Source organism: Ensifer sp. GW821-FHT05G01, assembly GCF_059419585.1.
In genome coordinates, this window is sequence record NZ_JBWKSC010000022.1 from 33,212 (window position 1) to 48,935 (window position 15,724).

Genomic DNA, 15,724 nt, shown 5'->3' on the forward strand with positions numbered 1-15,724 from the left:
CTCACGCTGGCGCGTACTCCCCGCCATTGACGTCCAGGATTGCCCCGTTGACGAAGGCGGCTTCGTCGTCGGCAAGAAAACCGACGACCGCAGCGACTTCGTGGGGGTCGCCCATTCGGCCGGCGGGAATACGGGTGATAGCCGCACGGTTGATTTGGTTGCCGCTCGCACCCGCCATGGCTGTCGCGATCCTGCCCGGAGCAACGACGTTGACTGTGATGCCGTGGGCGGCATAGGGCCAGACGAGGGATCGCGCGAGACCGGCAATCGCTGCTTTAGAGGCAACATATGCACTGCCGGCGATGCGCGGAAGTGTTCGCCCGGCAACCGAGCCGATGAAGACGATACGCCCGAAGCCGTGACGCACCATGCCTGGCAGCACCGCCTGGCAGCAAAGCATCGCACCGGTCAGATTGACGGAGAGAACAAAGTTCCACTCGTCGAGCGACACCTCGCTGAAAGGCGCCGGACCGTCGACACCTTTTGGCGAGACGCCGGCGTTGCAAACGAGAACAGCAACACTTCCCCAGCCTTGTTCGAGCTCACGAAAGAATGTGGTGATTTGAGCTGGCTGCCCGAGATCGACCGTGCGCGCAAAGATGCGGTCAGCACCGAATTCGCGGCCAAGGCAATCTTTGGCGTTCTCCACATGGCCTTCGTTTTGACCGAAGATCGCAACTCTGTACCCGCGTTGGAGAAGATATCGGGCTGTCGCCAGCCCAATACCTGTCGTGCCGCCAGTGACCACGGCGATCCTAGCGGCGTTTGTCATGCTGCCGCATCCATGTTGGCAAAGAGAGAAAGAGGAGGATGTGCTTCCGGGTCCGTCATGACCTCAATCAGCATGGGCGTCGGCGCCCGGATGCTGCGTTCAAGCAGATCGGTCAGATCATCGGGATCCTCAACGCGGGCCGCAGGGCAACCACAAGCTCTTGCGATCTGCACATGATCGACGTCGGCGAAGTGGCAAGCCGTCGTATAGCGACCGAACTTGACGGTCTCCGCATCCCGTTGAAAGCCGAGGATGCCGTTATTCAATAGGATCGTGATCACCGGAAGCTGCATGCGCACGATCGTTTCAAGCTCGGCCCAACTATGGGCGAAGCCGCCGTCACCGACGAGGGCAATGACCGGATTTTGAGGTCGGGCAACCTTGGCTCCCATTGCGAGTGGCACACCCCAACCAAGGCCCGCGAGTCCGCGCGGCGTGATAAAGCGCATGGCGCCCGGAGCACGCAACTGCCCGACAACCCACATCGAGGAATAGGAAGCGTCAGCGACGATCGTCATATCAGGGGTCAAAACGGACTGAAGTTCAGCCATTACCCGCTCTGGTCGGATGGGCCTGGAGGTCGCGGTCGCAACGTCCCGGCGATCACGTTCAAATGCAGACCAGATCGCCGCTATGCGTTCTTCCAATCGCGGACGTTCGCGATTGCGACGGGCAAGGTCGACGCGACCAAGGGCCGTACGAAGGGCCGTAATCGTCTCGGCCGCGTCACCAACTAGCCGCACAGCCTCGTAATTCCGGCCGATCTCGATCGGGTCGACATCGATATGCACGACAGTCGCGGAATTTGCGATCTGCCGCCAATTGTCTGTTCCGTTCTGATTGGTTCGCGTACCGACCAGGATTACCAGGTCCGCCTCCTCAATCAGTGGCAGGGAATGACGCCCGAGCGAGCGTGGGCCGGTTAATGACCCAAGGACACCTGCAGACAACGGATGAAACTCGTCGACCACCCCCTTGCCCATATTTGTTGTGATCACGGGCAGGCTTGCTTCGTGCTGCAAGGCTGTCAGTTCTTCTGGGGCCCCTGCCCCATGCACGCCGCCACCTGCAACGATGATTGGCGCCTTCGCCGATGCAATCAGGCGTGCGACCTCATCGAGCACCTCTTCCGGTGGGCGGGTGCGATCAAGTGGCCAGTGCCCAAGGCATTTTGATCTTGGGCTGGCAGGGGGAGCCGCTGGAGCACGCAGCAGATCGGCGGGCAGGAGCAAGACCGCGGGCCCCGGGCGGCCAGACGCAGCGACGGTGAAGGCGGCGTCGATATAGTCGTCAATTCGGTTTGGGACATGAACGCGCCGGACCCATTTGGCGCAGGATTGGAAGAGTTCGATCTGGTCGAAATCCTGGAATGCATTTCTGTCCGTTTGATCGCATTCGACATCTTGAACGAGCGCAACGATCGGAACGCTGGCTTTCAACGCTTCCGCAAGTGGTGGGACAAGAAGTGTCGCGGCAGGACCGTTCTGTGCGGCAACGACGGCGACTTTACCGGATATGCGGGCATATCCGTCTGCCATCGCCCCACCCATATTTTCCTGCCGATAGGCAATCTGCTTGATGCCAGCTGCCTCCGCCGCGAGAATAACGGCCGAGGGAAGGCTTTGGGCGAAGATGAATTCGACCTTGTGGCGGCAAAGGATACGGGCAATGCGCTCGGCGACAGTTTCAGTTGCGGTATCGGTCATTATTGCGCCCTCTCGTTGGCGGCGTGAACATCGAGGAAATCATCAAAGGCAGTAAGAACGCGGTCGATGTCGCTGTTGGTCATGGGTGTCGAAAGGCACGCTGCGGCGCCATGGGGAAGGAGGATGCCGTGTTGAAGGAAATGCCGTGCCAGTCCCTTCATCACGCGGCCCTCCGCATCACTCAACAACGCTTCTCGAAACTCGGTTGGCGCATGACGTTTGGGATGTATGCGAAACAGCGAAGCAGCCCCGGTGACAGAGAATGGTGCACCGGTCCGGTTGAGGCTGCTCAGAAGACCGCTGCGCAGCCGCTCTCCGAGCGCTTCCAAATGATCGAAGTTTTCCCGTGTCATTGCCTCCATCGCGACGCGACCGGCGACCATTGAGACGGGGTTGGCGGAAAACGTGCCTCCCTGCGGCAAAAGAGGCCTTGCGTCTTCGGTACCGAAAACCCGCATGATCTCCTCGCGCCCGCCGATTGCCCCGATTGGAAAGCCACCGCCGATAATTTTGCCTGCGGTGACCAGATCGGGCGTCAAGCCATAACGCGGTGACGCGCCTGAGTAGCTCTGTCTCAGATTGAGTACCTCATCGGCTATGATGAGGATGCCGTTCTTGCGGGCGGCCGAAGTGAGCGCCTCGATGAAGGTCGTCGTGGGATGAACGAGGCCGGCGCGGCTCGGCATCGGATCGATCAACACGCAGGCGACACGGTCGCGCAAGGCGTATAGGCGTCGCTCCAGTCCTTCGACATCGTTGAAACGAATGAGATGGACGTCATCGGCGACACTTTCAGGCGTGCCATGATAGGCAGGCAGGGCCCTTGGTGTCGCGGCCCGGTCGTCTGGGTTCGAGGCCACGGCTTGTCCCGCCTCCGCCCAGTCATAGGCGCCGTGATAGGCCCCCTCGATCCTGACAATGCCGGGTCGACCTGTAAATGCGCGAGCGGCCTTGATTGCAAACATCACCGCTTCGGTGCCGCTGTTGACGAAGCGCACCTGCTGCATGGCAGGGATACGGTCGACCAGTAGCTCAGCAAGCCCGATCTCGTGTTGTGTCGGATTGGCAAAACACGTGCCCGTCCGCATGAGATCGCTGACGGCCCGGCAAACCGGTTCGAAACCGTGCCCGTGGATGAGCGTCGTAAAATTGTTGTTGAGATCGAGCAGACGATTTCCGTCGACATCAACCAGATAGGCGCCTTCTCCATACGCGACGTAAAAAGGAATGGGGTCTTTCTCGACCGTTGCGCGGGTCACACCGCCGGGGAAGACCGGCATTGCGCGGCGGTACAGACGCGAGGATTTAGTCCGCGCAGGCAAAGCCTGTGCGGCATGAATTTCTTGAACTGGCATGGCTTGGTCTTTCTGAGCAACACGTTCGGCTCGCTGTTTGTACGAGCTTTACATTTTTGTTGCAACAAAAATATCGACCATCAGATCCATACAACAAATTATCTAGGATGCAGGAAGGGTCGCCTTCTCACGACAAGCCCGCTTCAGACGCCGATAACCGTCGCGAATATCATTCTCAATCGCAGCCCTGACGCTGGCGCCGTCCCGCTCCTGCAGCGCCTCCATAGCAACCTCATGGTTGTGAACGCCAAAGCGCTCCTTTGCGAACTCCGGATAGAGGTTATGCAAGGAAGGGCCGATGCGCAGCCAAAGTGTCTCGATCATCAAGACAAGATGCGGCAATTTTGCCAGGCGATAGATCGCAAAGTGGAACTCCTTGTTATGCCAAAGGGCGTCCGCATATCGCCCGGCGTCGAGCGCTGAATTGATCTGCTTTTGCAGCAATCCAAGAGCCTCGACATCATCGTCGGCAACATGTTCGCCAGCCTGTTGCGCCGCCAAGCCCTCGAGCGCCAGGCGAATAAGCGTGATCTCCTTGAGGGCGCCTGCGTCAAGGACAGGCACGACAACCGTCTTTGGTCCGGCATAGACGAGCGCGGCTTCACTGGCCAACCGATTGATAGCGTCACGCGCAGGAGTGGTACTCACATCCAACTCCTGCGCAACAGCCCTCACCGTCAACTTATGGCCAGGACGGTAGACGCCACGGATGATGCGCTCTTTCATTTGGCGATATGCGGCATCACCAAGGTTCTCTACCGAACGATCAGGATTGGTCAGGTCTTTCACATCGGCCGCCATTCGGGCTCCTCACTCAGTTGACAATGCAATATTTTGATGCAACAAAATTGAAATGTGAAAGTTCTGCAAAGCTTTTGTCGCATCAACGAGTCCTAGCAGCTTTCTTGATTATCGTCACCGGTGCCGCCTGCCAGCTTGGCGCGGATTCTTCATCAGCATTGTTCGTCCCGACAGCGCCAGAGGATCGCTCGATGGACTTATCCGTACGTGGCCGCCTCGCGGCCTTCCATGAGGTTCGGCGTCTTAGATCGTCGCCGGAACAGTTGAAAGGAAGTCAAAGTTGATTGGTCAATATTTGTCTCTTGTTGGGCTTGAGAAGCATTTCGGCAGTGTCAGGGCGGTCACGAGCCTGTCACTTGAGATCGGGGCGGGTGAGTTTGTTTCGCTTGTCGGTCCTTCCGGTTCCGGCAAGACGACGGCTTTAAACATGATCGCGGGATTTGAAGGACCGAGCGCCGGCAAGATCGTCATTGGGGGGCGCGATGTCACGCATGTTGCTCCCAACCGTCGTGGCATCGGCATGGTGTTCCAAAAGTACGCTTTGTTTCCGCATCTGACGGTTCGACAGAACATTGCTTTCCCGTTGCGCATGCAAAGGCAATCAAACAAGACGCGGATTGCCACGCGGGTCGAGGAGATGCTCGAGCTCGTGCAGCTATCAAGCTTTGGCGAGCGCTACCCCCAGCAATTGTCCGGCGGCCAACAACAGCGCGTTGCCCTGGCGCGGGCGCTGGCATTCGAACCGCCCGTTCTATTGATGGATGAACCACTGGGCGCGCTGGACAAAAAGCTACGGGAGGCGATGCAGTTCGAAATCAAGCGCCTGCAAGAGCGACTGGGCGCAACAGTTGTCTATGTAACGCATGACCAGGACGAGGCACTGACCATGTCGGACCGGGTGGCGGTGATGGCCGGCGGCGAGTTGAAGCAGTTCGGCACGCCGACGGATCTCTACCGGCATCCGAATTCCGCATTTGTCGCCGATTTCATCGGACGTATGAACTTCATGGAAGGCAATTGCATCGAGAACGCAGGTGGCACGGCCGTGGTGCGTCTTTCAGACGACACGGTTCTCTCCATTCGCGCGCAAGGTCTGCCGGCAACCGCAATGGCCGGGCAAACCATAAAGCTCGCGATACGCCCAGAGCGGGTCCGCGTTGCCAGGCGCGGTGAAGGTGGTTCGGGTTGCCTTGCGGCGGTCGTTCAGACCTGCGTCTTCGTCGGCTCGGTCCATATTCTCGTGGTTCGGCTGGAAAGCCGCCCGGACGTTTTGTTGCAGATACAGTTACCTGCCGAAGGCGGGCTGCCGTTTCAAGAGCGGGATACGGTTGACCTCCTGCTTGATGATGGCGCCATCCACTTGTTTGCGAACACGGAAAGGCACGCGGCATGAGCGGTCCTTCCGAAGTTCCGCAGCCGGCTTTTCCCCGCCAGCGACGGTCGACTGCGGCATCCGCGCGGTTTTATTCGCGTGACGTTTCGGTGTGCTTGGCGGCGCCCCTCTTCGTGGCTCTGGCCATCGGCTTCGTCTATCCCGTCACCCGGCTTGTTGGCTTGAGTTTTGAGGGAGGAAGCCTTGAGCAGTATCGGCGTCTTGTTGCCGAGCCGCTCTATCTCGGCGTGTTGGCGAGTACGGTCAAAGTTGCCTTCATTGTGACGATTGCAAGCCTTCTTCTCGGCTTTCCCGTCGCCTATCTGATGGCACGGTTGAGACATGGCATCGCCATGGTGGTTGCGGCCTGCGTCTTCATACCTTTGTGGACCTCGGTTCTGGTCAGATCCTATGCCTGGGTGGTGCTTCTCCAGCGCAACGGTATCGTCAATACGCTTCTCGCCGATGCCGGTATCACCGACGGGCCGATGAAGCTGATCTACACGCAGGGTGCGGTGATCGTCGCAATGACGCATGTGTTGATGCCGTTCATGATCCTGCCGATCTATTCAACCCTGCGGACCTTGCCGCCCGACTATAACAGGGCTGCGCGGAATCTGGGAGCTGGCGCGTTTCGCGCGTTCATCAGCATCACCTTGCCCCTGAGCCTGCCGGGTGTCTTTGCCGGCAGCGTTTTGTGCTTCGTCCTTGCGCTGGGCTTTTACATCACGCCGGCGTTGGTGGGCGGTCCCGGATCGATGCTCATGGCGACCCTGATCGGACAGCAGACGACTGTGCTGCTCGACTGGCCGTTTGCCGCAGCGCTGTCGACGGTGCTTTTGACCGTGACGCTGATCTTCGTTTTCCTGTTTCGAAAGACACTCTCGCTCAGCAAGGGATTGCACAGTGTCCACTGATCTCGCACCTCTACCCAATCGGCTGCCGCTGATCCGCGGCCACTACGCGGCGGCAACCTTTCACGCCTTTGCCAAGGCCTTCGGCATGATCGTACTCGCGACCGTGATCGGTTGCGTCCTCTTCTTCTTGCTGCTGCCGACCCTCATCGTCATCCCCATGTCACTCAGTGAAACGGACTATATTCAGTTCCCGCCGAGCGGGTTGAGCCTCAAATGGTACCGGGCCTATTTCAGCGATCCGGACTGGATGGCGGCAACATGGTTCAGCCTTAAGATCGCACTTGCCACGACTGCGACCGCTACCATTATGGGCACGATGGCCGCCCTGGCGATCGTGCGCGGGCGTCTCCCCTTCAGTTCGGCGCTTCAGGCTCTTGCGCTCGGGCCGATGATCGTGCCGCACATTGTGCTTGGCGTCGCCCTCTATCTGGTGTTCTCGCCGCTGCAGCTGACGGGCAACTTCTTCGGCTTTCTCATCGCCCATACGGTGCTTGCCACACCTTACGTGATGATCACAGTGACGGCGGCGCTGCAACGCTTCGACCCGGCGCTGGAACTGGCGGCGTTGAACTGCGGCGCCAACAGGCTGCAGGCTTTCGTCCTTGTGGTCTTGCCCAATATTGCACCGGGGGTAGCGGCTGGGGCGGTGTTTGCCTTTCTGGCTTCGTTCGATGAAGCCACGGTCGCGTTCTTCATCTCGGATATCGGCGGCAAGTCGATCGGTCGCAAGATGTTCGAAGATATCGACTTCAACCTCACGCCCGTCATCGCGGCTGTTTCGACGGTGCTGGTCGTGGTTTCCCTCATGTTGATGGGCGCCATTCACTTGGCCAATGCCCAAAAGCGCGGCTGAGCAAGTGCGCGATCCATTTCCCCTGCCAACCCTACAAAGGAAACTGCCATGATTTCATTTCCGCTGCGTTGGACGAGAGCTCACCGAGTGGTGGCGGCAAGCGCCTTGTTTCTTTTATCCTGGTCCTCGGTATCGCTTGCAACCGAGCAGGTTGTCATCGCTTCGACGGGCGGTGCCTACGACCGCGCGCTGAAGGCGGCTTGGTTCGATCCCTTCACAAAGGCGACCGGGATTGAGGTCGTGACGGTTGTTGCGACCAATGCTGAAATGCGGGCCAAAGTCGCGGCGATGGTGAAGACTGGGAATGTCACCTGGGATCTTTATCTCGACGGTGAGATCCAGGCGGCATCGACGGCCCACAAGGCGGTCACGGAGGACCTGACGGATTTCTGCAAACAGTTTGCCGGACGAAAAGATCTCGGCCCAAACGCCTGTGCTGCCGGCGGCGCGCTGTTGCAGTCGACGGCGACGTTGCTCGCCTATCGAACCGGCGATGGCGGACCGACACCTGAGACCTGGGCCGATATGTGGGATAGCAAGACCTTTTCCGGCGAGCGGGCATTTCCCAATTTCGACGACCCCTGGCGTGTGATGGCAGCGGCGCTGCTTGCCGATGGCGTCAGCCGAGAAGAGCTGTTTCCGCTCGACGTGGAACGGGCTCTGAAAAAACTCGACGAAATCCGGCCCGCGGTTTCAGTGTGGTGGAAAACCGGCGATCAGAGTGTGCAAGGCTTTCGCAATGGCGACTATTCGATTGGGCAGATTTGGCTGACGCGCGCCAAGGCGATGCAGAACGAAGGTTTACCGATTGGATGGTCCTATAAGGCATCGTTTCTGGTCGGCGACCGCATTGCGCTCGTCAAAGGAGCAAAGAATCGTGACAACGCGCTAAAACTGATGGCGTTCTGGCTGAATTCGCCGGAGGCGCAGGCAATGGCTTGCGAAGTGCTTTCGTGCACGCCGCCAAGCACCGACGCAATCGCCTTGATGTCGGAGGACGTGCGCAAGACGATGCCGCATGCGAACGAGGTTCGGGACTTTATGGTTGTCCCCGACGCTGAATGGATCAACGCCAATGCGGCGCAATTGCTGCAACGCTGGAACGAGTGGCTTCGCTAGCCCATAACGATGAAAAAGCCGCAAGCATGAAACCGACAGCTCGGATCCTCCCGGGAAAGATCTGGGCTGTCGCGCAATCTGGCGGCGCGCCGGAGAGCTGATAAAGGCACGCGCAAGCCGGAATACCTCCCCGTCTCATCCCATATGGCTCCTTGCGGCGGCTGCTACCCCGGTCTCGCGACACTCCAAAAGACGCGCGATGCGGCGACAGGACACGTCACCTGCACAGCCGCGACGCCTTGATTATCGCGCCTGCGCGTCTCCATGCCAGACTTGCTCGACCTGACACGGCGACGAATGCTGAAATCTGCTTTCACTGAGCTCCAAATGTGAAGGAAAGCGCCATGTCAAATCGTCTTGTTTTCTCTTTGTTGTTCGTCTCGATGAGCATCCTGCTGGTCTGGGCGTTTCGACCTGCGACGACAATGTTCACAGGGTCGTCGCAGACAAATCAGTCTGATACCCAAACTCAATGATCGAGCCGATCGCCGCCGGATCGGCAGATCCGTCAGGTCGTCCTTTGCGCATGATGCAGCCATCCAGCGGAACAAAACCGGCGCGGGATAAGTTGGCCTTCCAAATGAGGAGACCAACATGAGCACGATACCGACTGAACCTATCCCGACGCCGCCCGCTCCCGACCTGCCCCCAGGCCTGCCGCCGGACATGCCGCAGCCTCCTATCGAGGAACCAGAGCCCGACGTCCTTCCCGACGAGATTCCCAACCCAAACCCGGATGAAAATGACGAGCCGCCGAAGCACCTGAAATAGCTTCGCCATGCAGGCGCCCTCCTTGCAGATCATGATGACGGCGTCAGGCATGACGATGCGTTCCTTGCGCTGACCGCTACAAAATCTGGCGACCTAGGTTGTCAACATGACCACCAAAACGACACTTGACAAAGCAGGGCATTGGCCTTTGAACTCGGTTCATTCACCAGGGGGGTCCTGACAGGGGGCTGAGATATTGCTGGGCGGATCGGCTTTTTCGACCGCAGCGCAATGACCCGTTGAACCTGATCCAGTTCATGCTGGCGTAGGGACGGTGGGAACGACGGCGCTGCGACAGCTCCTTTGCGATCGCTTGGACGTGTCTCTATCTTTCCAGCTCCAGGATCTGGGTCTCCAAACGTTAAAGTTGGAGCCAGCGAATGGTTTTTTCATATGCCGCACACGAACCGTACCGCAGATATAGACGGCAACACCGACGTCCGTTAGCGCAGCGGCGAATGGGCAAATGACCCTACCGCGACACCCAAGTATCGGATCGAGCGGAAGGCGAATGCAACCGGTGGTCATTAAGGGAGCGGGAGTCGTCGGTCTCGTCACGGCCTACGAACTGGCGCGGCGCGGCATTGAGGTCGACATTGTCGAGCGGGCCGAACGCATTGGCGCCGGTGCATCCTGGTTTGCCGGTGGCATGCTGGCACCCTGGTGTGAGCGCGAAGGTGCCGACGAAAAAGTCGAACGCCTCGGTGCGACAGCCATTGAGTGGTGGCAGGCGGCGCTGCCCGACAAAGTCACGCAGGAGGGCACACTTGTCGTCGCCGCCCCACGTGACACTCGCGAGCTCGATCGGTTTTCGACACGAACCACCGGGTACAGATGGCTTGATGCCGACGAGATCGCCGCACTGGAACCGGATCTGGCCGGCCGCTTCTCGCGTGCACTCTACTTCCCGAAGGAAGCGCATCTCGATCCAAGAGAGGCGCTGTCATCTCTCCATGACACTTTAGTGGCCATGAGGGTGCGTTTTCACTTCGGCCAGGCGACCGATGCCACCGTCGACCACCGTGTCTCTTGGTCTATCGATTGCACCGGGCGTGCCAGGCTCCCGGATGACGCGGCTCTGCGGGGCGTGCGTGGCGAGATGCTCTATCTGCGCACCGGCGACATTCAACTGTCACGTCCAGTGCGCTTCCTGCATCCACGACACCCCATCTATGTCGTTCCACGGCGTGAGCGCGTCTTCATGGTCGGGGCAACAATGATTGAGAGCGAATTGTCCGGTCCTATCGCGGCACGGTCATTGATGGAGCTCTTGAACGCCGCCTACGCCCTGCACCCGGCCTTCGGCGAGGCGCAGATTACTGAAACTGGAACTGGTATTCGCCCCGCCTACCCCGACAATCTGCCGAGGATCACGAGAACCGGCTCAATCTATTCCCTGAACGGCACGTATCGACACGGTTTCCTACTCTCGCCGGCCCTAGCGCATGACGTTGCGGAACTTCTGCTCAACCCGGACCACAGATCGGAGTTCTATGATGAACCTTAACGTCAATGGCGAGGAGCAGGAGATCGCCTGCTCGACGCTCGCCGAACTGATGGCAGCACTCGACTATGAAGGAAGCTGGCTGGCAACCGCTGTCAACGGCGAACTCGTTCACGCGGCCGACCGCGATGGATGGCGCTTACGCGACCATGATCGCATCGAAATTCTCTCGCCGATGAAAGGTGGCTGAGCATGCTGCACGTCTACGACACGGATATCACCACTCGACTGCTCCTGGGCACGGCGGGCTATCCATCGCCAGCCGTACTGTCCGACGCCGTACGGGCCTCAGAGACACAAATCGTCACGGTCTCCTTGAGGAGAGAGACGGCCGGCGGCAAAGGGGGAGGTGCGTTTTTCGAGCTGATCCGCGACCTCGGGACGAAAATACTGCCCAACACCGCCGGCTGCCACACCACCAAGGAGGCGGTGCTGACTGCCAAGATGGCGCGCGAGGTTTTCAAGACGAACTGGATCAAGCTCGAAGTGATCGGCAATCATGACACATTGCAACCGGATGTGTTCGCGCTGGTCGAAGCCGCACGGATCCTTTCGAACGAAGGCTTCGAGGTCTTTCCCTATACGACCGACGATCTGGTTGTTGCCGAACGCCTGCTGGAAGCTGGTTGCCGCGTGCTGATGCCCTGGTGTGCTCCGATCGGCAGTGCCATGGGGCCGCAAAACCTGTCCGCCTTGAGGTCGATGCGCGCGCATTTCCCTGATGTGCCATTGATTGTCGATGCGGGCATCGGCCGCCCTTCACATGCAACGACGGTGATGGAGCTCGGGTTCGATGCCGTGCTCCTGAACACGGCGGTGGCCGGTGCCGGAAATCCGGCCGTGATGGCATTGGGTTTTGCCAAGGCTATCGAGGCCGGGCGGTTGGCTTTCGAAGCCGGCATGCTCGAACCGAGAGACATGGCTGTCCCCTCCACCCCGGTGATCGGAAAGGCGGTCTTCTCATGAGGCTCGATCCCTTCTACCTCATTGTCGACAGCGCCCATTGGGTCGAACGCCTCGTTCCAATCGGGGTCAAGTTGGTCCAGCTTCGCATCAAGGAGAGACCCGATAGCGAGGTTCGTCGCGACATTCGCACTTCCAGGACCATATGCGCCAGACACGGTTGCCAACTTGTCGTCAACGACCATTGGCGCGCGGCGATCGACGAAGGCTGCGATTTCGTTCATCTCGGCCAGGAAGATCTGGAGCGAGCTGACTTGGCCGCGATCCGTGGGGGCGGACTGAAGCTCGGCATCAGCACACATGACGAGGCCGAACTCGATAGGGCGCTGTCAGTCGCGCCCGACTATGTCGCGCTGGGACCGGTCTATCCAACCGTTCTCAAAAAGATGCAATGGGCGCCGCAGGGGCTTGTTCGCCTTGCCGCATGGAAGGAGAAAATCGGGTCGACCCCGCTGGTTGCGATCGGTGGACTGAACCTTGAACGCATTGATGGCGTCCTCACCCATGGGGCGGATTGTGCCGCGGTCGTCACCGACATTACACGTAACCAGGATCCGGAGGACAGGACAAGGCACTGGATCGCTGCAACCTCACGATGGCGCATGGCACCAGCTTGAACGAGATCTTCGTTTCCCGGCCCGCGGCCACGGCCCGGCATCGTCCACAAATGCCCTGCCAGCGTATTCAATGCGTCGGCCTTCTCTTCTTTTCCGAGGCATACAAGAACCTTCAGATCTCGTTACTCGGCGAAATGCACGTTGATCCGGCGATCGCTTGCGACTTAGCACGGAAGTTCTCGGCACTTGCGGGTTACCCGCTTCTTTGGCGCGGGCGGTCTAATTGGCCGACCACCCAGCCAGCGGATGTATTGGTCCATGGTTGCTCTTCACTCGATGCTTAGGTCCGGTTCCAATCGTGAGCCCGCTTTTCCATCTTATCGGGGGCAACCGACCCCACTAGCCACAAAGGGCCAAGGGCGGATCGCATCGCGATTACCCGATGTTCAGCGCAAGCGTCGGCCGCAGGCGGGAACCGGGACCAACCACCCGCGGCAAGCCGCTCCCCTAGCTCGAGCGAATAGAAGATCCATCGCATCGCACCTCGCCTCAGCGAGGTCGACAGCGGTGCAAATGCGTTCAGAGTGGACGCGAGGGATTTGAAACGGCGATAGCAAACCGTAACGTCGCCTATCACGGCCAACATGCGGATTGCTTTAGCGCCGGAGCCGCGATCATCGATCGACTGCTCTTGAAAACAAGATTGTGCCCGCCATTCTAAGTCATCAAGATCAGCATAACGCCATTCCCAGTGGAGTTTCCGGCGGTTATACTAACTTTGCAGTTTCAGTATAACTGGCACATGCGTCAGATCGATCTGATGTATCGCAGAATGCCTGACTACACCGATAATACAATGAGCTCCTACTCACCGGCATATTTGGTGGTTCTCACACCATGGAGGGAAGTCGCAAGACGCTCATTGATGCAAATCAACGAACAGCCGGCTCGGATGGTTTAAGTATAGCTGCCGCAAAGGGGAAAAGCGATGAACAAGACATCTGCGAAGTTGATTATCGTGGGGTTTGTGTGCTTGGGCTCTGCCTTGCCCGCTGCGGCCCAAGAGACTACCGATATCGGCACTCTGGACAGTGCGAAGGCCGGAAAGGCATTTTCCAGCAAACCGGTCTACTCGCCCTATGCGGGACGCAATTTTCCAACCCGACCGCTGTTCGGCGACACGCATCTCCACACCGGAGCCTCGTTCGACGCCGGCGCTTTCGGAGCACGCTTGACGCCGCGCGACGCCTACCGCTTCGCCCGCGGCGAGGAGATCACGGCGTCGAGCGGCCAGCCTGCCAAGCTGTCACGACCGCTCGACTTTCTGGTGGTGGCCGACCACTCCGACAATATGGGCATGTTCCCGGACCTCTTTGCCGGCAAACCGGATGTCATCGCCGATCCGCAAGCCAAGACCTGGTACGATATGATCAAGTCGGGTCAGGGGGCCACGGCGGCGCTCGAAATCATCTTCAGCTTCGGCAAGGGAACGCTGCCCAGTAGCATGATCTACGGGCCAGACACACGTCCCTACAAAAATGCGTGGCAGGACACGATAAAGGCCGCCGAGGAATACAACGATCCGGGGCGGTTCACAGCCTTCATCGGCTACGAGTGGACCTCGAACACGGCCGGCAACAATCTGCATCGCAATGTCGTCTTTCGCGACAATGCCGACAAGGCCGACCAGGTCGTGCCCTATACAACGCTTAAGCCCTTGGGCAGCGACAACCCACGCGACTTATGGAAGTGGATGCAGGCCTATGAGGACAAGACAGGCGGCAACGTGCTGGCGATTGCGCACAACGGCAATCTGTCCAACGGCCGGATGTTCCCGCTGATCGAATCCTTCACCGGCAAACCTGTCGACAAGGAATATGTCGAGCAGCGCTCCAGGTGGGAACGCCTCTACGAGACAACGCAGACGAAGGGGGACGGCGAGGCTCACCCGGTCCTGTCGCCCAATGACGAGTTCGCGGATTTCGAGACCTGGGTTTTCGGTAATCTCGATGCCAGCGTGCCGAAGACGCCTGACATGCTCGAGTTCGAATATACGCGGTCCGCGCTGAAGAACGGCCTCAAGCTCGAAGCCGCACTCGGCACGAACCCCTACAAGTTTGGGCTGATCGGCAGCTCCGATGCGCATACTGGCCTTGCGGCTATGGAAGAGGAAAACTTCTTCGGAAAGACCACACCGCAGGAGCCGAGCCCGGAGCGCCTGACGGCAACGTTTGTCAAGGACGCCAAGACCGGCATCACGGTGATGGACTGGGAGGTCAGCGCATCGGGCTACGCCGCTGTGTGGGCGACGGAGAATACCCGCGAGTCGATCTGGGACGCCATGCAACGCAAGGAAACCTATGCAACCACCGGGCCGCGCATGGCCGTGCGCTTCTTCGGTGGCTGGGATTTCGCGCCTGCCGATGCCGAGACACGCAATCCCGGCGCCATCGGCTACGCCAAGGGCGTTCCCATGGGCGGCGACCTGACGGCAGCACCGGAAGGCAAGGCACCGTCGTTCCTCGTCGCCGCGCTGCGAGACCCAATCGGGGCCAACCTCGACCGCTACCAGATCGTCAAGGGCTGGCTCGACGACAAGGGTGCGACGCATGAGCAGGTGTATGACGTCGCCTGGGGCGGGGACCGCAAGCCGGGCGCCGACGGCAAGGTGCCCGCGGTCGGCAGCACCGTTGATATCGAGAACGCGACCTGGACCAACACGATTGGTGCGCCGGAACTGATCGCGGTCTGGAAGGATCCGAGCTTCGATCCGAAACAGAAGGCCTTCTACTACGGACGCGTCATCGAGATACCGACGCCGCGGTGGACCGCCTATGACGCCAAACGGTTCGGAACGAAGGCGCTGGAGGGCACGCGGATGACAATTATCGAACGCGCGTATACCTCGCCGATCTGGTACACGCCGTGATCGGGATGCCCGCGGCTGAACCAGCAGCCGGACGATCGGATCCTGCATCCGGCGAACGCGTTAGCGCGCTCTTCTTGCAGCGCATTCTGAGGGAGCCGCTGGTCC

14 protein-coding genes, 1 pseudogene and 1 riboswitch are annotated in these 15,724 nt (G+C 59.5%); of the genes and pseudogenes, 11 read left to right on the forward strand and 4 right to left on the reverse strand.

Going from position 1 to position 15,724, the window contains the following annotated elements; translation table 11 throughout:
• Window position 1: 1 nt before the first annotated feature.
• From AC07UR_RS33580 to AC07UR_RS33595, 4 genes are all read right to left on the reverse strand, one after another.
• Complete coding sequence (locus tag AC07UR_RS33580) at window positions 2–772, reverse strand: SDR family oxidoreductase (RefSeq protein ID WP_209793336.1); 771 nt, start codon at window positions 770–772, stop codon at window positions 2–4.
• Complete coding sequence (locus AC07UR_RS33585) at window positions 769–2,478, reverse strand: acetolactate synthase catalytic subunit (RefSeq protein ID WP_209793339.1); 1,710 nt, start codon at window positions 2,476–2,478, stop codon at window positions 769–771. The genes AC07UR_RS33580 and AC07UR_RS33585 overlap by 4 nt, the downstream gene beginning before the upstream one ends.
• Window positions 2,478–3,833: an aspartate aminotransferase family protein gene (locus tag AC07UR_RS33590; protein WP_209793341.1), complete on the reverse strand. Its 1,356-nt coding sequence runs from the start codon at window positions 3,831–3,833 to the stop codon at window positions 2,478–2,480. The genes AC07UR_RS33585 and AC07UR_RS33590 overlap by 1 nt, the downstream gene beginning before the upstream one ends.
• 102 nt (window positions 3,834–3,935) lie before the next feature.
• On the reverse strand, window positions 3,936–4,634 hold the full coding sequence (locus AC07UR_RS33595; RefSeq protein WP_209793343.1) for a GntR family transcriptional regulator: 699 nt from the start codon (window positions 4,632–4,634) through the stop codon (window positions 3,936–3,938).
• Window positions 4,635–4,914: 280 nt separating this feature from the next.
• Between AC07UR_RS33595 and AC07UR_RS33600 the strand changes: the two genes are divergently transcribed.
• From AC07UR_RS33600 to AC07UR_RS33650, 11 genes and pseudogenes are all read left to right on the forward strand, one after another.
• Entirely contained in the window at window positions 4,915–6,027 is a 1,113-nt protein-coding gene (locus AC07UR_RS33600) for an ABC transporter ATP-binding protein (protein ID WP_209793345.1), read from the forward strand.
• Window positions 6,024–6,923: an ABC transporter permease gene (locus AC07UR_RS33605; protein WP_209793347.1), complete on the forward strand. Its 900-nt coding sequence runs from the start codon at window positions 6,024–6,026 to the stop codon at window positions 6,921–6,923. The genes AC07UR_RS33600 and AC07UR_RS33605 overlap by 4 nt, the downstream gene beginning before the upstream one ends.
• An 85-nt stretch (window positions 6,924–7,008) precedes the next feature.
• The gene (locus tag AC07UR_RS33610; RefSeq protein WP_077499093.1) at window positions 7,009–7,776 is read left to right on the forward strand and encodes an ABC transporter permease; all 768 of its coding nucleotides are present in this window, start codon (window positions 7,009–7,011) and stop codon (window positions 7,774–7,776) included.
• A 48-nt stretch (window positions 7,777–7,824) separates the two neighbouring features.
• Window positions 7,825–8,895, forward strand: coding sequence for an ABC transporter substrate-binding protein (locus AC07UR_RS33615; RefSeq protein WP_209793349.1), 1,071 nt, complete (start codon window positions 7,825–7,827; stop codon window positions 8,893–8,895).
• Between the two features lie 594 nt (window positions 8,896–9,489).
• Window positions 9,490–9,666, forward strand: a complete 177-nt coding sequence (locus AC07UR_RS33620; protein ID WP_199566100.1) for a hypothetical protein — start codon at window positions 9,490–9,492, stop codon at window positions 9,664–9,666.
• Window positions 9,667–9,824: 158 nt separating this feature from the next.
• A riboswitch (TPP riboswitch) is annotated at window positions 9,825–9,956 on the forward strand.
• 221 nt (window positions 9,957–10,177) lie between these two features.
• The gene (gene thiO, locus AC07UR_RS33625) at window positions 10,178–11,173 is read left to right on the forward strand and encodes a glycine oxidase ThiO (protein ID WP_209793351.1); all 996 of its coding nucleotides are present in this window, start codon (window positions 10,178–10,180) and stop codon (window positions 11,171–11,173) included.
• Window positions 11,163–11,360: a sulfur carrier protein ThiS gene (thiS, locus tag AC07UR_RS33630; protein ID WP_115423152.1), complete on the forward strand. Its 198-nt coding sequence runs from the start codon at window positions 11,163–11,165 to the stop codon at window positions 11,358–11,360. Before thiO ends, thiS begins: the two co-directional genes overlap by 11 nt.
• Before the next feature lie 2 nt (window positions 11,361–11,362).
• Entirely contained in the window at window positions 11,363–12,136 is a 774-nt protein-coding gene (locus AC07UR_RS33635) for a thiazole synthase (RefSeq protein ID WP_209793352.1), read from the forward strand.
• Window positions 12,133–12,750, forward strand: coding sequence for a thiamine phosphate synthase (locus AC07UR_RS33640; protein WP_209793353.1), 618 nt, complete (start codon window positions 12,133–12,135; stop codon window positions 12,748–12,750). The genes AC07UR_RS33635 and AC07UR_RS33640 overlap by 4 nt, the downstream gene beginning before the upstream one ends.
• A gap of 86 nt (window positions 12,751–12,836) precedes the next feature.
• Window positions 12,837–13,034: pseudogene (locus AC07UR_RS33645) on the forward strand (hypothetical protein); the annotation flags it as partial.
• 644 nt (window positions 13,035–13,678) lie between these two features.
• Window positions 13,679–15,619: a DUF3604 domain-containing protein gene (locus AC07UR_RS33650; protein ID WP_209793354.1), complete on the forward strand. Its 1,941-nt coding sequence runs from the start codon at window positions 13,679–13,681 to the stop codon at window positions 15,617–15,619.
• Window positions 15,620–15,724 lie beyond the last annotated feature (105 nt).